This is a genomic window from Bacillus sp. MSP13, from assembly GCF_000815295.1.
Taxonomy (GTDB): domain Bacteria; phylum Bacillota; class Bacilli; order Bacillales; family Bacillaceae; genus Bacillus; species Bacillus vallismortis.
Genome location: NZ_JXAQ01000009.1, coordinates 1 through 19,570, shown reverse-complemented (window position 1 = coordinate 19,570; position 19,570 = coordinate 1). Strand labels below are relative to the sequence as shown.

At 42.1% G+C, this 19,570-nt stretch carries 17 protein-coding genes; 7 read left to right on the top strand and 10 right to left on the bottom strand.

Annotated elements, in window-relative coordinates:
* Window positions 1–31: 31 nt before the first annotated feature.
* The 10 genes from spo0J to rpmH all read right to left on the bottom strand — a co-directional run bounded on the left by spo0J (window position 32) and on the right by rpmH (window position 9,713).
* Window positions 32–880: a stage 0 sporulation protein Spo0J gene (spo0J, locus tag SC79_RS09825; RefSeq protein WP_039074871.1), complete on the bottom strand. Its 849-nt coding sequence runs from the start codon at window positions 878–880 to the stop codon at window positions 32–34.
* Window positions 873–1,634: a sporulation initiation inhibitor protein Soj gene (gene soj, locus SC79_RS09820; RefSeq protein WP_003219244.1), complete on the bottom strand. Its 762-nt coding sequence runs from the start codon at window positions 1,632–1,634 to the stop codon at window positions 873–875. The genes spo0J and soj overlap by 8 nt, the downstream gene beginning before the upstream one ends.
* A gap of 584 nt (window positions 1,635–2,218) precedes the next feature.
* Complete coding sequence (noc, locus tag SC79_RS09815) at window positions 2,219–3,070, bottom strand: nucleoid occlusion protein (protein WP_039074870.1); 852 nt, start codon at window positions 3,068–3,070, stop codon at window positions 2,219–2,221.
* A 121-nt stretch (window positions 3,071–3,191) separates the two neighbouring features.
* Window positions 3,192–3,911, bottom strand: a complete 720-nt coding sequence (rsmG, locus tag SC79_RS09810; RefSeq protein WP_039074869.1) for a 16S rRNA (guanine(527)-N(7))-methyltransferase RsmG — start codon at window positions 3,909–3,911, stop codon at window positions 3,192–3,194.
* Window positions 3,912–3,924: 13 nt separating this feature from the next.
* Window positions 3,925–5,811, bottom strand: coding sequence for a tRNA uridine-5-carboxymethylaminomethyl(34) synthesis enzyme MnmG (mnmG, locus tag SC79_RS09805; RefSeq protein ID WP_039074868.1), 1,887 nt, complete (start codon window positions 5,809–5,811; stop codon window positions 3,925–3,927).
* A gap of 20 nt (window positions 5,812–5,831) precedes the next feature.
* Entirely contained in the window at window positions 5,832–7,211 is a 1,380-nt protein-coding gene (gene mnmE, locus SC79_RS09800; protein WP_039074867.1) for a tRNA uridine-5-carboxymethylaminomethyl(34) synthesis GTPase MnmE, read from the bottom strand.
* Window positions 7,212–7,522: 311 nt separating this feature from the next.
* The gene (jag, locus tag SC79_RS09795; RefSeq protein WP_039074866.1) at window positions 7,523–8,149 is read right to left on the bottom strand and encodes an RNA-binding cell elongation regulator Jag/EloR; all 627 of its coding nucleotides are present in this window, start codon (window positions 8,147–8,149) and stop codon (window positions 7,523–7,525) included.
* The gene (gene spoIIIJ, locus SC79_RS09790; RefSeq protein WP_082022642.1) at window positions 8,146–8,931 is read right to left on the bottom strand and encodes a YidC family membrane integrase SpoIIIJ; all 786 of its coding nucleotides are present in this window, start codon (window positions 8,929–8,931) and stop codon (window positions 8,146–8,148) included. Before spoIIIJ ends, jag begins: the two co-directional genes overlap by 4 nt.
* Before the next feature lie 144 nt (window positions 8,932–9,075).
* Entirely contained in the window at window positions 9,076–9,426 is a 351-nt protein-coding gene (gene rnpA, locus SC79_RS09785; RefSeq protein ID WP_003242628.1) for a ribonuclease P protein component, read from the bottom strand.
* 152 nt (window positions 9,427–9,578) lie between these two features.
* A complete protein-coding gene (gene rpmH / locus SC79_RS09780; RefSeq protein ID WP_003178075.1) occupies window positions 9,579–9,713 on the bottom strand; it encodes a 50S ribosomal protein L34 in 135 nt (44 codons plus the stop codon).
* A 621-nt stretch (window positions 9,714–10,334) separates the two neighbouring features.
* Between rpmH and dnaA the strand changes: the two genes are divergently transcribed.
* The 7 genes from dnaA to gyrA all read left to right on the top strand — a co-directional run bounded on the left by dnaA (window position 10,335) and on the right by gyrA (window position 19,382).
* Window positions 10,335–11,675 (top strand): chromosomal replication initiator protein DnaA, encoded by a 1,341-nt coding sequence (gene dnaA / locus SC79_RS09775; RefSeq protein WP_039074864.1) that lies wholly within the window; start codon window positions 10,335–10,337, stop codon window positions 11,673–11,675.
* Between the two features lie 186 nt (window positions 11,676–11,861).
* Window positions 11,862–12,998 (top strand): DNA polymerase III subunit beta, encoded by a 1,137-nt coding sequence (gene dnaN / locus SC79_RS09770; RefSeq protein WP_039074863.1) that lies wholly within the window; start codon window positions 11,862–11,864, stop codon window positions 12,996–12,998.
* 130 nt (window positions 12,999–13,128) lie between these two features.
* The gene (gene rlbA / locus SC79_RS09765; RefSeq protein ID WP_003219264.1) at window positions 13,129–13,344 is read left to right on the top strand and encodes a ribosome maturation protein RlbA; all 216 of its coding nucleotides are present in this window, start codon (window positions 13,129–13,131) and stop codon (window positions 13,342–13,344) included.
* Between the two features lie 15 nt (window positions 13,345–13,359).
* Window positions 13,360–14,472, top strand: coding sequence for a DNA replication/repair protein RecF (gene recF / locus SC79_RS09760; protein ID WP_039074862.1), 1,113 nt, complete (start codon window positions 13,360–13,362; stop codon window positions 14,470–14,472).
* 17 nt (window positions 14,473–14,489) lie between these two features.
* Window positions 14,490–14,735 (top strand): extracellular matrix regulator RemB, encoded by a 246-nt coding sequence (remB, locus tag SC79_RS09755; RefSeq protein WP_039074861.1) that lies wholly within the window; start codon window positions 14,490–14,492, stop codon window positions 14,733–14,735.
* A 54-nt stretch (window positions 14,736–14,789) separates the two neighbouring features.
* Window positions 14,790–16,706 (top strand): DNA topoisomerase (ATP-hydrolyzing) subunit B, encoded by a 1,917-nt coding sequence (gene gyrB, locus SC79_RS09750; protein WP_039074860.1) that lies wholly within the window; start codon window positions 14,790–14,792, stop codon window positions 16,704–16,706.
* Window positions 16,707–16,916: 210 nt separating this feature from the next.
* Window positions 16,917–19,382: a DNA topoisomerase (ATP-hydrolyzing) subunit A gene (gyrA, locus tag SC79_RS09745; protein WP_039074859.1), complete on the top strand. Its 2,466-nt coding sequence runs from the start codon at window positions 16,917–16,919 to the stop codon at window positions 19,380–19,382.
* Window positions 19,383–19,570: the final 188 nt, after the last annotated feature.

The window sequence follows — 19,570 nt, the reverse complement described above, 5'->3', positions numbered from 1 at the left end:
ACCATCTTCTTTTGAAAGATGGTTTCTGTATTTACGATTCTCTTTCAGACAAAAGCTCTAAAATCCGATCAAGATCTTCATTTGAGAAAAATTCAATCTCAATTCTTCCTTTTTTCTTTTGTCGTTTAATATTGACCGTTGTACCAAAATAATTTTGCAGATAGGATTCCCGTTCTTTAAGAACCGCGTCTTTCACAGGCTCTTTTTTCTTTGTTTCACGTGAAACATTCTGATTTAACTGCTGAATCAGCTGTTCAAGCTGTCGAACATTGAGCTGCTCCGCAATGACTTTTTGTACAAGCGGTTCAAGCTTACTTTTGTTTTTCAGGCCAAGAAGCGTGCGTCCATGTCCCATCGAAAGCGTACCTTCAGCAATAAGATGTTGAACGTTTTCTGGAAGTGTCAGTAATCTTAAATGATTCGCAATATGCGGCCTGCTTTTCCCCAAACGTTTAGCAAGCTGTTCTTGCGTGAGATCTAAGTGTTTCAGCAAAGAATCGTAAGCCTGAGCCTCTTCAAGCGGCGATAAATCTTCACGCTGAAGGTTTTCCAATAAAGCGATTTCTCTCATTAATGCCTCTGATAATTCGCGGACAATGGCCGGAACCGTGTCTAAACCCGCAAGCTTTGCCGCTCGAAAACGCCGTTCACCCGCAACAATATCATAGCCTTTTAAAGATTTTCTGACGATAAGCGGCTGAAGAATGCCATGCTGCAGCACAGATTCTTTTAGTTCAGCTAATGCCTCGTCATCAAAGTGTTTTCTTGGCTGATAAGGATTAGGGCGTAAATCGGCAACTTTAATTTCTTCAACTGTCTCATTCGACAAATCGACCTGATTGAACAACGCATTAATCCCTTTTCCAAGGCCTTTAGCCATTCGCAGCCACTTCCTTTGCTAAATCTAAATATACTTCCGCACCTCTTGACCGCGGATCGTATAAAATGATGGGTTTTCCGTGACTCGGTGCCTCGCTTAGACGGACATTACGCGGAATAACCGTCTTATATACTTTATCTCTAAAATACTTCTTAACCTCTTCAATCACTTGGATGCCGAGATTCGTCCGGGCATCAAGCATTGTCAGCAATACACCTTCAATCATTAAATCCGTATTCAAATGCTTTTGCACAAGACGTACTGTATTTAATAACTGGCTGAGCCCCTCCAACGCGTAATATTCGCACTGTACAGGAATCACAACAGAATCTGAGGCAGTAAGCGCGTTAATCGTCAACAACCCCAAGGAAGGCGGACAGTCAATGATAATGTAATCATAATTCTGCTTTACTGCTTCAAGCGCCCTCTTCAGTCTCACTTCTCTTGAAATCGTCGGAACCAGCTCGATTTCAGCTCCTGCAAGCTGTATTGTCGCAGGAATCACGTCCAGGTTCTCCACTGTCGTTGCTTTAATTATATCTATTACATCTGCATCGTCTACTAAAATATCGTACACACACTGCTCTACATCGGCTTTTTCAATCCCTAATCCGCTTGTCGCATTTCCCTGCGGATCAATATCTACCAGCAGAACCCTTTTCCCTATGTAAGCTAAGCATGCCCCAAGGTTGACAGACGTCGTTGTTTTTCCGACTCCGCCTTTTTGGTTCGTAATTGCTATGATTTTTCCCACGATGTCACCTACTTTCACATGAACATGTACTATCTTGCTTCTATTCTATCAAAAAAAGATTAAAGCGTTTCATTTTTTTCATCATTTTGTTCTGAATAAGAAAGGAAATAATTGAAAATTAAAGTGTGGCTAATCCTTTCTCTTATAAATTCTGTTATTTCTATGTTTTTTTGACTCAAATAAGGAGTTTTCAGAGAAAAAAGAAGAAGTTTCCGTACAAAAGAGAATTTGGTCTACAAAACAAAGATGTACCCGTTACGCTGATGAGATGTTTCTCATATTACGATATCGTTCCTTTTGTACTGGGGAAAGTGAGAGTTTCAGGCTAGATCGATCCCAGACCGATCAAACTCGAATCATTGCGGAAGAAATCGAAAAAGTGTTCAAAAAGTCAGGTTTTCGTCTGCATGCTCCTCGGCATGCCATTACGATATATTGTTTGGGGTACGCAGTAATTTTTCCACAGGATACTGAAGGATGTATCCACAAACTTAAAAATAGAATTCTAATAAAACAATAACAAGTAAAAGTAATTGATTTCCTTTTACTACAAAAATAAAGCTCCCCTAATTTTCAGGAGAGCTTTATTTCGGTATGCGGATCGTTAATTGAATATATTCTTCAAATTCTTCTTCTTCTGTATTCAATTTTACACCGCTGTCTTCAACCATTGTTAGTGACTGGCGAATCGTATTCATTGCAATTCTTGTGTCTCTGCTGAACGCTTTGCGTCTAGGCTTTGGTTTTCTCTGGCCTTGCTCCAGCATTTTTACCACGCGGTCTTCCGTCTGTTTTACATTTAAACTTTTCTCAATAATCTCTGTGAGCAGTGTGACTTGGAGCTCAGGCTGTTTCAGCGGAATCAGCGCTCTGGCATGACGCTCAGTGATTTTTTTCTCCATGATCGCGTCTTGGACCGGCTGAGGCAGCTTTAATAACCGCAGCTTATTCGCAATTGTTGACTGTCCTTTTCCTAAACGCTGCGCGAGTGCTTCCTGTGTTAAATCATGAAGCTCAAGAAGCCTAGCATAGGCATGCGCTTCCTCAATAGAAGATAGTTCTTCCCGTTGCAAGTTTTCAATTAACGCCACAGAAGCGGTTTCCGTGTCGGAAAAATCCTTAATAATAGCGGGAATCTTTTCCCACTCGAGCGATTGAACCGCTCTCCAGCGTCTTTCACCTGCAATGAGTTCGTATTGGCCTTCTTCTTCTGTATGCCTGACAACAATCGGCTGAATAATGCCGTGTGTATGAATGGTCATTGCTAACTCTTTGATTTTTTCATCTGAGAAAATGGTGCGTGGCTGAAAACGGTTGGGAACGATAGCATTTACCGGTATTTCCAGAATCTCTTCTTTGTTTGTCTCATGTTCAGCAATCTCCGGCTCCTGTTCCTTCTCACCAAGCCCGAAGAAACGAGAGAATGAATGCTTCATGTACCTACACCACCTTTAAAAACTGCCATTTTTATAATTCTATTTTCTCATGGTTTTTCCTGCTGTACATCCATCAATTTTGAGGAAAATATGATGGTATTGTCACAACAGGCTGTCTAAATTACCCTTCAATTGGCGATTTATTAGGAGTTCCCGGTTTTCTTGGATACTTCTTAGGCGTACTTTTTTTCTTGCGTATCACCATAATGTTACGATCGCTTTCTTCAATAGGCAGCTTAAAGGAATGGGTATGCTCAAGTTCTCCTCCAAGCGTCGTGATCGCTTTTTTGCCGGCATTCAGTTCTTCTTCTGCTGATGCGGCTTTTAAAGCAACAAATAAACCGTTTTTCTTCACCAGAGGCAGGCAAAGTTCGCTTAAAACAGATAGTCTCGCAACTGCTCGCGCCGTCACAATATCATAGCTTTCCCGGACATCTTTCCGCTGTCCGAATGTTTCAGCTCTGTCATGGCAGAATGTCGTATTCTCCATTTGCAAAGCTTCAGACAACTTTTCTAAAAACGTAATCCGCTTGTTTAGTGAATCCACAATTGTGACATGGAGGTGCGGAAAGCATATTTTAATCGGAAGACTGGGAAAACCAGCTCCCGCTCCAACATCACAAATCGTGTTCACTTGGTTGAAGTCGACATAAAAAGCGGCTGTAATGGAATCGTAAAAATGCTTAAGATACACTTCTTTTTTCTCTGTAATGGAAGTCAGATTAATTTTTTCGTTCCATTCAACCAACATGTCGTAATACAGCTCAAATTGCTCCAGCTGGCGGGGAGAGAGGGATATCCCTTTTTCCGCCAAACCAGAAGTGAATTCTTCAATATTCATGCCGTCATCCTTTCTATTCGGCTATCTTCGCAATGCGTCCCTGCTCTAAATACACCAATAGAATTGAAATGTCTGCTGGATTTACACCGGAAATGCGGGAAGCTTGGGCAACAGACAGAGGCCGTACATCTTTCAGCTTTTGACGCGCCTCAGTCGCGATCCCTTTAATTGCGTCATAATCAATTCGATCCGGAATTTTCTTATTTTCCATCTTCTTCAGTTTTTCCACTTGCTGAAGAGATTTTTCAATATATCCTTCATATTTCACTTGGATTTCTACTTGTTCTGCCACGTCTTGCGGAACCGGCACTTCTGGCGGCGCCAGTTTTGTGACTGTTTCATAGTTCATTTCAGGACGTTTCATCAAGTCTGTGCCGCGAACCCCATCTTTCAATTCGCTTCCGCCAAGAGAACGGATATATTCTTGATTTTCCGGAGACGGCTTGATAATCACAGAATACAGACGTTTTTTCTCCGCTTCGATCGCCGCTTTTTTCTGTTCAAAAGCTGCATAGCGCTCATCAGAAATCAATCCAATGCGATGTCCGATTTCTGTCAGGCGCAAATCAGCATTGTCATGGCGAAGAAGCAATCTGTATTCAGCACGTGATGTGAGAAGACGGTATGGCTCGTTTGTTCCCTTCGTGACAAGGTCATCAATCAGAACACCAATGTAGGCGTCAGAACGGCTCAGAATCACTTCTTCTTCTCCAAGCGCTTTTCGCCCTGCATTGATCCCCGCCATAATTCCTTGTCCTGCAGCTTCTTCATAACCGGATGTTCCGTTAATTTGGCCCGCAGTATAAAGGTTTGTGATTTTTTTCGTTTCAAGTGTCGGCCATAGCTGTGTCGGTACGATCGCATCGTACTCAATCGCATAGCCGGCTCTCATCATTTGCACGTTTTCAAGACCCGGAATCGTTGCAAGCATTCTTTGCTGTACATCTTCTGGAAGACTTGTAGATAAACCTTGGACATAGACTTCCTGTGTATTTCTGCCTTCCGGCTCAAGGAAGATTTGGTGACGCGGTTTATCATTAAAACGGACAACTTTATCTTCAATGGACGGGCAATATCTAGGGCCCGTGCCTTTGATCATGCCGGAATACATCGGTGAACGGTGCAGGTTGCCGTCGATAATCTCATGTGTTTCAGGGCTTGTATATGTCAGCCAGCAAGGAAGCTGATCTGTAATATATTCCACAGTTTCATATGAGAAAGCGCGAGGCACATCGTCACCAGGCTGAATTTCCGTTTTGCTGTAATCAATCGTGTCGCTTTTCACGCGAGGCGGCGTACCTGTTTTAAAACGAACAAGGTCAAAGCCCAGTTCCTCCAAGTGCTCAGAAAGCTTAATAGAAGGCTGCTGGTTATTCGGACCGCTTGAGTAAGACAGATCTCCAAGAATGATTCGTCCTCTTAAATATGTCCCTGTCGTCATGACAACCGCTTTCGCACGATAATGCGCGCCTGTTTGTGTAATGACACCGCGGCATTCGCCGTCTTCAACGATCAGCCGCTCCACAATTCCTTGCAGCATTGTTAAGTTTGGTTCTTTTTCAAGTGTATTTTTCATTTCGTGCTGATATTGGAATTTGTCTGCTTGCGCACGCAATGCACGGACGGCAGGACCTTTTCCAGTATTCAGCATTCTCATTTGTATATGCGTTTTATCGATGTTTCTGCCCATTTCTCCGCCGAGCGCGTCAATTTCGCGGACGACAATCCCTTTTGCGGGGCCGCCGACAGACGGATTACATGGCATAAATGCAACCATATCTAGGTTGATGGTCAAGACAAGTGTTTTGGCGCCTTGGCGTGCTGATGCGAGGGCAGCCTCAACACCGGCATGCCCGGCGCCAATCACAATCACATCGTATTGGCCTGCTTCATACCCCATGATTCTCGTTCCTCCTTTTATTATTTTCCTAAACAGAATTGTGAAAAGAGCTGATCAATTAAGCTTTCATGGACAGCATCTCCGATGATTTCGCCCAAAAGCTCCCAGCATCTTGTCAGGTCGATTTGCACCATGTCGATCGGGACATCCTGTTCGATGCCGCTAAGCGCATCTTCAATGGCACGGTTTGCTTGCTGTAAGATAGAGATATGACGTGTATTGCTGACATAAGTCAGATCTCCGCTTTCAATAGCACCAGTATAGAACAGCGATTGAATCGCTTCTTCCAAATCATTGATGCCTTCCTCTTTTAAAAGAGATGTCGTAACAACAGGACGTCCATTGGCAAGCTCACGGACACGCTCACTGTCAATCTTCGCCTCAAGGTCAGTCTTATTCATAATCACGATCACATCCATGCCCTCAACGGCTTCAAAAAGCTTTACGTCTTCTTCAGAAAGCTCTTCACTATAATTAAGCACAAGTAAAATCAGGTCCGCTTCCTTAAGAACCTGGCGAGAACGTTCAACACCGATTCGTTCAACAATATCCTCTGTTTCACGAATACCCGCTGTATCAATTAGACGAAGCGGAACGCCTCTTACATTAACGTATTCCTCAATCACATCCCGAGTCGTTCCAGGTATATCAGTCACAATGGCTTTCGCCTCATGAACAAGGCTGTTCAGAAGAGATGATTTCCCTACATTTGGCCGGCCGATAATAACAGTAGATAGACCTTCACGCAAGATTTTCCCTTGCTCAGAAGTCCTTAGCAGTGCCTCAATTTCTTTTTTCACGGCGGTTGCCTTTTCAACCAAAAGCTGATGCGTCATTTCCTCTACATCATCGTACTCCGGATAATCTATATTTACCTCAACATGAGCCAGCGTTTCTAAAATCTCACTGCGTAAACGGCGCACCAAAGCAGAAAGACGCCCTTCCATTTGATTCATGGCGACGTTCATTGCCCGGTCCGTTTTTGCTCTGATTAAGTCCATAACCGCTTCCGCCTGTGAAAGATCGATTCGGCCGTTTAAAAACGCGCGTTTTGTAAATTCACCAGGCTCTGCTAATCTCGCTCCCTCTCTTAATGCGAGCTGAAGCACTTGGTTCACAGTCACAATTCCCCCGTGACAGTTAATTTCGATGACATCTTCACGTGTAAAAGTTCTCGGCGCTTTTAACACTGATACCATTACTTCCTCAACGACACGATCCGAAGGTCTGTCTACGATGTGACCATAATGAATCGTATGTGATTCAACCGAGCTGAGTGTTTTCCCCTTCGGCCCTTTATACATTTTATCTGCGATTTGAATTGCTTCTGGTCCGCTCAACCGTACAATCGCAATCGCGCCTTCTCCCATCGGTGTGGAAATTGCCGCAATTGTATCCATGCTGTTCACCTCTCTTTACTTAACCTTACATCTATATAAAAAAATTTTTATTATGCCAAAACTAAAAGATAACATAGTTTGGTTCGAAGTGGAAGATGTGTTATCCACAGAATAAGGGATTCACCCTCTATTACTTTAACTTATCCACATGTGAATAACAATTAATTTTATTTCCTGAACTTCCTTTTTATCAACAGGATACACCTAAAAAGCAAAAACTTAAACGGCAAAAGCTTGATATGACTAGGAAAAATAGATTTTTCTCAAACAAAAAAACCGAAATCCGCTTTTTACCGGACTTCGGTTTTATGCTATTTTTTATGGGAAATAACGAGATGGCGATTTTCGCCTTCACCCATTGAATACGTTTTGATCTGGTGATTTGCATACTCAGAAAGAGTATCATGAATGACTTTTCTTTCACTGGACGGCATAGGTTCAAGATGAACTTCTTTTTTCGTTTTCAAAACCTGATCCGCAAGCCTGATGGCCAACTGACTCAGTGTTTCTTTTCTTTTTAAACGATAGTTTTCTGCATCTACCGTGACATTTTTGAATTGCCCTGAATAACGATTAATGACAAGCTGTGTCAAAGTTTCCAGAGCATTTAAGGTTTGTCCTCTTTTTCCAATCAACAATGCCGCTTTTTCGCCTGTTATATGGAAACTCACCGTCTTTTTGTTTTCTTTTACAGTCACTTCAGACTTCCCAGCAATGGCTTCGGCAATCGTATGAAGATAAGACTTCGCTTGCTGAATTGGATCAACCTTTTCAACAAGCTTTACGACCGCCGGCTTTTTACCGAAAATACCGAGAAACCCTTTGTTTCCCTCTTCAATAACGGTAATATCCACCTTATCCATTGTTAATTCCAGCTCTTGTAATCCGGACTGTACTGCTTCATCGACATTTCGCCCTGCAGCAGTTACATTTCTCACTTTTTCTTTCCTCCGGCTTTTTGCGGTTCAGGATCTTTTTTAATATCAGGTCCTTTGATAAGGAAAGTTTGCGCAATCATAAACAAGTTACCGACTACCCAATAAAGAGAAAGAGCCGCCGGGAAATTGATCGCAAATACGATAATCATGATCGGCATAATCCAAAGCATCATCGCCATTTGCGGATTTTGCTGCGCATTGCCCGCCATCATCAGCTTTTGCTGAACAAATGTAGCGACCCCGGCAACGATAGGAAGAATATAGTAAGGGTCTTTTTCTCCTAAGTCAAACCATAAGAAACTATGCTCTGATATCGCCTGTGTTCTCATGATCGCATGATAGAATCCAATTAAAATCGGCATCTGGATTAAAATCGGGAAACATCCCGCCAACGGATTGACACCGTGCTTTTGGAATAAAGCCATTGTTTCCTGCTGAAGCTTTTGCTGCGTTTTTTGATCCTTTGAGCTGTATTTTTCTTTAAGCTTTTGCATTTCCGGCTGTAAAGCCTGCATCGCTTTTGAACTTCTCAGCTGCTTAATCATCAGCGGCAAAATTAATAAACGAATTAAAATGGTAACAAGAATAATTGATAGTCCATAGTTATCTCCCGTGACTTTCGCTACATACGTAATGAGCTCAGACAATGGATATACTACGTACTTGTCCCAAAAATGCGGACTATCTGCAGTGATCGGCTTTTGCACACTCGAGCATCCAGCCAAAAGCATGAATACGCCAACCATACTTAATAGCAACCCTATTCTCCTTTTCAACAACATTTCCTCCTATAATTAATCTTTACACTCTTTTATTGCAAAGCATACTTGTATGTATTTTAGCATCTTTCAGATTTAAATGGTGCCTTTTTCTGTTCAACCAGAAAGGAAGCGCTTTTAAAAGTGATCAGAAAGCAATGCCCTTGCTTACTTTGACGAAGATTTCTTATATAAAGAAGACTTCCTGAATAGATGCTGCAGGCTTTTTTTCGTTTCCTCATATGTCAGCTGGCTCGCCGGTTTTCTGGCAATAATGATGTAATCCTTTTCCTTCAGTCTCTCTTTCTCTTCAAGAAAGGCCTGCCGAATTAAACGTTTGATTCGATTTCGCATCACAGCGTTGCCAATTTTTTTGCTGACGGAAAGCCCGACACGCAGCTCATCGTTTTCAGGCTGATCAAGCGTATATAAGACAAACTGGCGGTTCGCTACTGATGTCCCATGCTTAAACACTTTTTGAAAATCTTCATTTTTCTTTAAACGATTTCGCTTCTTCAAATGACTCACTCCGATACTGGCTGGCAGAAACTTTTAAAATTTATGATGAAAAATGAGATGCATCAGAACCAGGAAGCACGCCCTGGTTCATTACGCATCACATTTATCTTTTCCCATAAAGTGAAAAAAGACCACTGACATTATTCAGTGGCCTAAGCTGATAATACTTTTCTGCCTTTGCGGCGACGGCGTGCTAAAACTAGACGACCGTTTTTTGAACTCATACGGCTTCTGAAGCCATGAACTTTACTGCGTTTACGGTTATTCGGTTGGAATGTTCTTTTCATTTATGACACCTCCCTCGAGGAATAGCTGTTAAAGACAGTCTTACTTATTATATTTGCGTTACCTGTTCATTGTCAACTTCACTAGTGCTTTTATTTCTTGCAACCATAATAGGATACCATACCTTTTCAACTTTCGAAACCTTATTTTTAAGATTCCTTAAATTAACGAAACAAGATAACCTCATCATTCTCCCTAAATTGCGAGTGTGGATATCTTTTTCGCCTTTTTTTAGTATCCACAGAGGTTATCGACAACATTTTCACATTACCAACCCCTGTGGACAAAAAATTTTCAACAGGTTGTCCGCTTTGTGGATAAGATTGTGACAACCATTGCAAGCTCTCGTTTATTTTGGTATTATATTTGTGTTTTAACTCTTGATTACGAATCTCACCTTCCCTCTTTATCCACAAATTGTGGATAAGTTGTGGATTGATTTCACACAACTTGTGTAGAACGTTGTCCACAAGTTGTGAAATTTGTCGAAAAGCTATTTATCTACTATATTATATGTTTTCAACATTTAATGTGTACGAATGGCAAGCGCCATTTGCTCTTTTTTTGTGTTCTATAACAGAGAAGGATGCCATTTTCTACGAAAAGGAGGGACGTGCCGGAAGATGGAAAATATATTAGATCTGTGGAATCAAGCTCTAGCTCAAATCGAAAAAAAATTGAGCAAACCGAGTTTTGAAACTTGGATGAAATCAACCAAAGCTCACTCACTGCAGGGAGATACATTGACAATCACCGCTCCTAATGAATTTGCCAGAGACTGGCTGGAGTCCAGATACTTGCATCTTATTGCAGATACAATATATGAATTAACCGGGGAAGAATTGAGCATTAAGTTTGTCATTCCTCAAAATCAAGATGTTGAAGACTTTATGCCGAAACCGCAAGTCAAAAAAGCGGTCAAAGAAGAGACATCTGATTTTCCTCAAAATATGCTCAATCCAAAATACACTTTTGATACTTTTGTCATCGGATCTGGAAACCGATTTGCACACGCTGCTTCTCTCGCAGTAGCGGAAGCACCCGCGAAAGCATACAACCCTTTATTTATCTATGGGGGCGTCGGCCTAGGGAAAACACACTTAATGCATGCGATCGGCCATTATGTAATAGATCATAATCCTTCTGCCAAAGTGGTTTATCTGTCTTCTGAGAAATTTACTAACGAATTCATCAACTCTATCCGGGATAATAAAGCCGTCGACTTCCGCAATCGCTATCGAAATGTTGATGTGCTTTTGATAGATGATATTCAATTTTTAGCGGGAAAAGAACAGACCCAGGAAGAATTTTTCCATACATTTAACACATTGCACGAAGAAAGCAAACAAATCGTCATTTCAAGTGACAGACCGCCAAAAGAAATTCCGACACTTGAAGACAGATTGCGCTCACGTTTTGAATGGGGCTTAATTACGGATATCACACCGCCTGATTTGGAAACGAGAATTGCGATTTTAAGAAAAAAAGCCAAAGCAGAGGGCCTCGATATTCCGAACGAGGTTATGCTCTATATCGCAAATCAAATCGACAGCAATATTCGGGAACTTGAAGGAGCATTGATCAGGGTTGTTGCGTACTCATCTTTAATTAATAAAGATATTAATGCTGATCTGGCCGCTGAGGCGCTGAAAGATATTATTCCTTCTTCAAAACCGAAAGTGATTACGATAAAAGAAATTCAAAGGGTAGTAGGCCAGCAATTTAATATTAAGCTTGAGGACTTCAAAGCAAAAAAACGGACAAAATCAGTTGCTTTTCCGCGTCAAATTGCCATGTATCTATCAAGGGAGATGACGGATTCCTCTCTTCCTAAAATCGGGGAAGAGTTTGGAGGCCGTGACCATACGACCGTTATTCATGCGCATGAAAAAATTTCAAAACTGCTGACAGACGATGAACAACTTCAGCAGCATGTAAAAGAAATTAAAGAACAACTTAAATAGCAGGCGGGGATTAATCGGGGAAAGTGTGAATAACTTTCCGGTAGTCATGCACAGTCTGTCCACATGTGGATAGGCTGTGTTTCCTGTCTTTTTCACAACTTATCCACAAATCCACAAGCCCTACTATTACTTCTACTATTTTTTTAAAATATATATATTAATACATTATCCGTTAGGAGGATAAAAATGAAATTCACGATTCAAAAAGATCGTCTTGTTGAAAGTGTCCAAGATGTATTAAAAGCCGTTTCATCCAGAACTACAATTCCCATCTTGACTGGTATTAAAATCGTTGCTTCAGATGATGGAGTATCCTTTACAGGAAGCGATTCAGACATTTCTATTGAATCCTTTATTCCTAAAGAAGAAGGCGATAAGGAAATCGTCACGATAGAACAGCCTGGAAGCATCGTCTTACAAGCCCGCTTCTTTAGTGAAATTGTAAAAAAACTTCCGATGGCAACTGTCGAAATCGAAGTACAAAATCAGTATTTGACAATTATCCGTTCCGGCAAAGCTGAATTTAACCTAAATGGGCTTGATGCCGATGAGTATCCGCATTTGCCGCAGATCGAAGAGCATCATGCGATACAGATTCCAACTGATTTGCTAAAAAATCTAATCAGACAAACAGTGTTTGCGGTGTCCACCTCAGAAACACGACCTATCTTGACAGGTGTAAACTGGAAGGTAGAGCAAAGTGAATTATTATGCACTGCGACGGATAGCCACCGTCTAGCATTAAGAAAAGCGAAACTTGATATTCCAGAAGACAGATCTTATAACGTCGTGATTCCGGGAAAAAGCTTAACTGAACTCAGTAAGATTTTGGATGACAATCAGGAACTTGTAGATATCGTGATTACAGAAACTCAAGTTCTGTTTAAAGCCAAAAACGTCTTGTTTTTCTCACGGCTTCTGGACGGTAATTACCCGGACACGACCAGCCTGATTCCGCAGGAAAGCAAAACAGAAATCATTGTGAACACAAAAGAATTCCTTCAGGCGATTGATCGTGCATCCCTTCTAGCCAGAGAGGGACGCAACAACGTAGTGAAACTTTCTGCAAAACCTGCTGAATCCATTGAGATTTCGTCTAACTCACCTGAAATCGGAAAAGTAGTGGAAGCCATTCTTGCAGATCAAATTGATGGTGAGGAATTAAATATCTCATTTAGTCCAAAATATATGCTGGATGCACTAAAGGTGCTTGAAGGAGCGGAGATACGCGTAAGCTTTACAGGTGCAATGAGGCCTTTCTTAATTCGCACGCCGAATGATGAAACGATTGTACAGCTTATCCTTCCTGTCAGAACCTATTAATCCGATACACCGCTGCCGACCCGCTCGGCAGCTTTTCTATTCGGTATCAGCTCCGACAAGTTTTCCCTTTCCCTAATCCGTTTTTTTTAGTACAATTAGATATTAGTGATATTTGAAAGAGGTCGATAAAATGGCAAATCCGATTTCAATTGATACAGAGATGATTACACTTGGACAATTTTTGAAATTAGCCGATGTCATTCAGTCAGGCGGTATGGCGAAGTGGTTTTTAAGCGAGCATGAAGTGCTGGTGAACAACGAGCCGGATAACCGCCGAGGCAGAAAGCTGTATGTTGGAGATGTGGTAGAGATTGAAGGATTTGGTTCATTTCAAGTTGTCAATTAAAGCGGGTGATACTGATTGTATATCCAGAACTTAGAACTGACATCTTACCGCAACTACGACCATACTGAACTCCAATTTGAAAACAAAGTAAATGTCATCATCGGAGAAAACGCCCAGGGGAAAACAAATCTCATGGAGGCGATCTATGTCTTGTCCATGGCGAAGTCGCATCGGACATCAAATGACAAAGAACTTATACGGTGGGACAAAGACTATGCTAAAATAGAGGGAAGAGTGATGAAGCAAAATGGGGCGATCCCGATGCAGCTCGTCATCTCCAAAAAGGGTAAAAAGGGCAAGGTCAATCATATTGAACAGCAAAAGCTCAGCCATTATGTCGGGGCCCTCAATACCATCATGTTCGCACCGGAAGATTTAAATCTGGTAAAGGGAAGCCCTCAAGTGAGAAGGCGGTTTCTCGACATGGAAATCGGACAGGTTTCCCCTGTCTATCTGCATGATCTTTCTCTTTACCAGAAAATCCTTTCCCAGCGAAATCATTTTTTGAAGCAGCTGCAAACAAGAAAACAAACTGACAGAACAATGCTCGATGTCTTGACCGATCAGCTTGTAGAAGTTGCGTCAAAAGTCGTCGTAAAACGCCTGCAGTTTACAGCGCAGCTCGAAAAATGGGCACAGCCTATTCATACGGGGATCTCAAGAGGGCTTGAAGAGCTGACCCTGAAGTACCATACGGCTCTTGAGGTATCAGATCCTGAAGACTTGTCGAAAATAGGAGATAGCTATCAAGAAGCGTTTTCTAAATTAAGAGAAAAAGAAATTGAGCGCGGTGTTACGCTTTCGGGGCCTCATCGTGACGATGTCCTTTTCTATGTGAACGGACGCGATGTGCAGACGTATGGTTCTCAAGGACAGCAGCGAACAACGGCATTGTCCCTTAAACTGGCGGAGATTGACCTGATCCATGAGGAAATCGGAGAATATCCCATTTTACTATTGGATGATGTATTAAGTGAGCTGGATGATTATCGCCAGTCGCACTTGCTTCATACGATCCAAGGCCGTGTACAAACGTTTGTCACAACGACAAGCGTTGATGGCATTGATCACGAAACCTTACGTCAAGCAGGAATGTTCCGTGTGCAGAACGGTGCGTTAGTGAAGTGAAGAAATGAGGTGAGCAATTGTATATTCATTTAGGAGATGACTTTGTGGTTTCAACACGGGATATTGTCGGCATTTTTGATTTTAAAGCCAACATGTCGCCTATTGTTGAAGAATTTCTAAAAAAACAGAAACGCAAGGTGGTGCCTTCCGTAAACGGCACGCCCAAATCTATCGTAGTCACGGTTCAGAATATATATTACTCTCCCTTATCTTCCAGTACATTAAAAAAACGTGCGCAATTTATGTTTGAAATAGATTCTTAGAAGTTTTTTATCACGAATATATCGTTTAGAAAAGTGTAGGTGAATGACGTGGCTATGGAACAGCAGCAAAACAGTTATGATGAAAATCAGATACAGGTTCTAGAGGGATTGGAAGCTGTTCGTAAAAGACCGGGGATGTATATCGGTTCAACAAACAGCAAAGGCCTTCACCATCTGGTATGGGAAATTGTCGACAATAGTATTGACGAAGCCCTCGCCGGTTATTGTACGGATATCAATATCCAAATCGAAAAAGACAATAGCATCACAGTGATAGATAATGGCCGCGGTATTCCAGTCGGTATTCATGAAAAAATGGGCCGGCCTGCGGTAGAAGTCATTATGACGGTGCTTCATGCCGGAGGAAAATTTGACGGAAGCGGTTATAAAGTATCCGGAGGATTGCACGGTGTAGGTGCGTCAGTCGTAAACGCGCTTTCAACCGAGCTTGTTGTGACGGTACATCGTGACGGTAAAATTCACCGTCAAACCTATAAACGCGGAGTCCCGGTTTCAGACCTTGAAATCATTGGTGAAACAGATCATTCAGGAACGACAACACGTTTTTTCCCGGATCCTGAGATTTTCACAGAAACAACTGAGTATGATTATGATCTGCTTGCTAACCGTGTGCGCGAATTAGCCTTTTTGACAAAAGGCGTAAACATCACGATTGAAGATAAACGTGAAGGACAAGAGCGCAAAAATGAGTATCATTACGAAGGCGGAATTAAAAGTTATGTAGAGTATTTAAACCGTTCTAAAGAGGTTGTCCATGAAGAGCCGATTTACATCGAAGGCGAAAAAGACGGCATTACGGTTGAAGTGGCGTTGCAGTATAATGACAGCTATACGAGTAACATTTACTCGTTTACAAACAACATTAACACGTATGAAGGCGGGACTCACGAAGCGGGCTTCAAAACAGGTCTAACTCGTGTGATCAACGATTACGCCAGAAAAAAAGGGCTTATTAAAGAAAATGATCCGAACCTAAGCGGAGACGATGTAAGAGAAGGGTTGACCGCGATTATTTCCATCAAACACCCTGATCCGCAGTTTGAAGGCCAAACGAAAACAAAACTAGGCAACTCAGAAGCACGGACGATCACCGATACGTTATTTTCTACGGCAATGGAAACATTTATGCTAGAAAATCCGGATGCGGCTAAAAAAATCGTCGACAAAGGTTTAATGGCGGCCAGAGCTAGAATGGCTGCGAAAAAAGCGCGTGAATTAACACGCCGCAAGAGTGCTTTGGAAATTTCAAACCTTCCCGGCAAGCTAGCGGACTGCTCATCAAAAGACCCGAGCATCTCCGAGTTATATATCGTAGAGGGTGACTCTGCAGGTGGATCAGCTAAACAAGGCCGCGATAGACATTTCCAAGCCATTTTGCCGCTTAGAGGTAAAATCCTGAACGTTGAAAAAGCAAGATTGGACAAAATTCTTTCTAACAACGAAGTTCGTTCTATGATCACGGCACTCGGCACAGGTATCGGGGAAGATTTCAATCTGGAGAAAGCCCGTTATCACAAAGTTGTCATTATGACAGATGCGGACGTTGACGGCGCGCACATCAGAACACTGCTATTAACGTTCTTTTACAGATATATGCGCCAAATCATTGAAAATGGCTATGTGTACATTGCACAGCCGCCGCTCTATAAGATTCAACAGGGGAAACGCGTTGAATATGCATACAATGACAAAGAGCTTGATGACCTGTTACAAACTCTTCCTCAAACGCCTAAGCCTGGATTGCAGCGTTATAAAGGTCTTGGAGAAATGAATGCCACTCAGCTATGGGAGACAACCATGGATCCGAGCTCTAGAACACTTCTTCAGGTAACTCTTGAAGATGCTATGGATGCGGATGAGACATTTGAAATGCTGATGGGCGATAAAGTAGAACCGCGCCGAAACTTCATAGAAGCGAATGCGAGATACGTTAAAAATCTTGACATCTAATCATAAAAAGCCTTATTTCCAATAAGAAATAAGGCTTTTTTCTGAACAAGATCAGATACAGTCATGCTTGCAACACCTATATATTCTAGCAATTTAATGTGTATAATCATAAGTTTATTGATATAATGGAGAATAGTGAAATCGTATTGAAGATCATAATGGACAATCTACTCCCACATATTTCATGTGATACTTCAGGGAGGTTTTTTAATGAGTGAACAAAACACACCACAAGTTCGTGAAATAAATATCAGTCAGGAAATGCGTACGTCCTTCTTGGATTATGCAATGAGCGTTATTGTGTCCCGGGCTCTTCCGGATGTTCGTGACGGTTTAAAACCGGTTCACAGACGGATTTTGTATGCAATGAACGATTTGGGCATGACAAGTGACAAGCCTTATAAAAAATCCGCACGTATCGTCGGAGAAGTGATCGGGAAATACCACCCGCATGGTGATTCAGCGGTATATGAATCCATGGTCAGAATGGCGCAGGATTTCAACTATCGTTATATGCTCGTTGACGGTCACGGAAACTTCGGTTCTGTTGACGGGGACTCAGCGGCTGCCATGCGTTATACAGAAGCAAGAATGTCTAAAATCTCAATGGAGATCCTTCGAGACATCACAAAAGACACAATCGATTATCAGGATAACTATGACGGATCAGAAAGAGAACCTGTCGTTATGCCTTCAAGGTTTCCGAATCTGCTCGTAAACGGTGCTGCTGGAATTGCGGTAGGTATGGCAACAAACATTCCTCCACACCAGCTGGGAGAAGTTATTGACGGTGTACTTGCAGTCAGTGAAAATCCTGAAATCACAATACAGGAGCTTATGGAGGTTATTCCAGGTCCTGACTTCCCGACTGCGGGTCAAATCTTAGGACGCAGTGGCATCCGAAAAGCATACGAATCTGGCCGAGGCTCTATCACAATCCGGGCAAAAGCTGAGATCGAACAAACGTCTTCAGGTAAAGAAAGAATTATCGTTACAGAGTTACCTTACCAAGTAAATAAGGCGAAACTAATCGAGAAGATTGCTGATCTTGTAAGGGACAAGAAGATAGAGGGCATTACAGATCTGCGTGATGAATCAGACCGTACAGGAATGAGAGTTGTCATTGAAATCAGACGCGATGCCAATGCAAATGTTATTTTAAACAATCTATACAAACAAACTGCTTTGCAAACATCTTTTGGTATCAACCTGCTTGCACTTGTTGACGGTCAGCCGAAGGTTTTAAATCTAAAGCAATGCTTAGAGCATTACCTTGACCATCAAAAAGTCGTAATCAGACGCCGTACTGCCTATGAATTGCGTAAAGCGGAAGCGAGAGCTCACATCTTAGAAGGTTTGAGAGTGGCTTTGGATCATCTCGATGCAGTTATTTCCCTTATCCGTAATTCTCAAACGGCTGAAATTGCGAGAACAGGTTTAATTGAACAATTCTCACTGACAGAAAAGCAAGCACAAGCGATCCTCGATATGAGGCTGCAGCGTTTGACAGGACTGGAACGCGAGAAGATCGAAGAAGAATACCTATCTCTTGTTAAATTAATTGCAGAGCTAAAAGACATCTTGGCAAATGAATATAAAGTGCTTGAGATCATCCGCGAAGAACTCACAGAAATCAAAGAGCGCTTTAACGATGAAAGACGTACAGAGATCGTCACTTCCGGACTAGAGGCAATTGAAGATGAAGATCTCATCGAGAGAGAAAACATTGTTGTCACACTGACGCACAACGGATACATCAAACGTCTTCCTGCATCAACTTACCGCAGTCAAAAACGAGGCGGAAAAGGCGTGCAGGGAATGGGAACAAACGAAGATGATTTCGTTGAGCATTTGATCTCCACCTCAACACATGACACGATTCTCTTCTTCTCGAATAAGGGGAAAGTGTACCGTGCAAAAGGATATGAAATCCCTGAATACGGCAGGACAGCAAAAGGAATCCCGATTATCAACCTATTGGAAGTAGAAAAGGGTGAATGGATCAACGCGATTATTCCAGTCACTGAATTCAATGCGGATCTTTACCTTTTCTTCACCACAAAGCACGGGGTTTCAAAACGGACTTCGCTTTCTCAGTTCGCTAATATCCGTAACAATGGTTTGATTGCTCTGAGTCTTCGTGAGGATGATGAATTGATGGGTGTACGTCTGACTGACGGCACAAAACAAATGATCATCGGTACGAAAAACGGATTACTGATCCGTTTCCCTGAAACAGATGTCCGGGAAATGGGAAGAACTGCAGCAGGTGTAAAAGGCATCACCTTGACCGATGACGACGTTGTTGTGGGCATGGAGATATTAGAGGAAGAATCACATATCCTCATCGTAACTGAAAAAGGTTACGGAAAACGAACTCCGGCTGAAGAGTACAGAACCCAAAGCCGTGGCGGAAAAGGACTCAAAACAGCGAAAATCACTGAGAACAACGGCCACTTAGTAACAGTTAAAGCCACTAAAGGTGAAGAGGATCTAATGATTATTACAGCCAGCGGCGTACTCATTAGAATGGACATCAATGACATCTCTATCACTGGACGTGTCACTCAAGGTGTGCGCCTCATCCGAATGACAGATGAAGAGCATGTTGCTACAGTAGCATTAGTAGAGAAAAATGAAGAAGACGATCTAGAAGAATCACAAGAAGAAGTGTGAGAAAAAGCGCAGCGAACCAGCTGCGCTTTTTTTTGGCATAACCCTTTACAGCCATAATAAATATGGTATAATCATTTCTGTTGTCTTTTAAGAGACGCAAACATGACTAGCAAAAACTTTTTCAAAAAAGTATTGACCTAGTTAACTAAAAATGTTACTATTAAGTAGTCGCTTCGAGAGAAGCACGC

Bases quoted from the DNA above. Each gene is read 5' to 3' on its own strand.
- spo0J (WP_039074871.1), bottom strand. From the start codon at position 880: ATGGCTAAAGGCCTTGGAAAAGGGATTAATGCGTTGTTCAATCAGGTC.
- noc (WP_039074870.1), bottom strand. From the start codon at position 3,070: ATGAAGCATTCATTCTCTCGTTTCTTCGGGCTTGGTGAGAAGGAACAG.
- rsmG (WP_039074869.1), bottom strand. From the start codon at position 3,911: ATGAATATTGAAGAATTCACTTCTGGTTTGGCGGAAAAAGGGATATCC.
- mnmG (WP_039074868.1), bottom strand. From the start codon at position 5,811: ATGGGGTATGAAGCAGGCCAATACGATGTGATTGTGATTGGCGCCGGG.
- mnmE (WP_039074867.1), bottom strand. From the start codon at position 7,211: ATGGATACAATTGCGGCAATTTCCACACCGATGGGAGAAGGCGCGATT.
- spoIIIJ (WP_082022642.1), bottom strand. From the start codon at position 8,931: ATGTTGTTGAAAAGGAGAATAGGGTTGCTATTAAGTATGGTTGGCGTA.
- rpmH (WP_003178075.1), bottom strand. From the start codon at position 9,713: ATGAAAAGAACATTCCAACCGAATAACCGTAAACGCAGTAAAGTTCAT.
- dnaA (WP_039074864.1), top strand. From the start codon at position 10,335: ATGGAAAATATATTAGATCTGTGGAATCAAGCTCTAGCTCAAATCGAA.
- dnaN (WP_039074863.1), top strand. From the start codon at position 11,862: ATGAAATTCACGATTCAAAAAGATCGTCTTGTTGAAAGTGTCCAAGAT.
- rlbA (WP_003219264.1), top strand. From the start codon at position 13,129: ATGGCAAATCCGATTTCAATTGATACAGAGATGATTACACTTGGACAA.
- gyrB (WP_039074860.1), top strand. From the start codon at position 14,790: ATGGAACAGCAGCAAAACAGTTATGATGAAAATCAGATACAGGTTCTA.
- gyrA (WP_039074859.1), top strand. From the start codon at position 16,917: ATGAGTGAACAAAACACACCACAAGTTCGTGAAATAAATATCAGTCAG.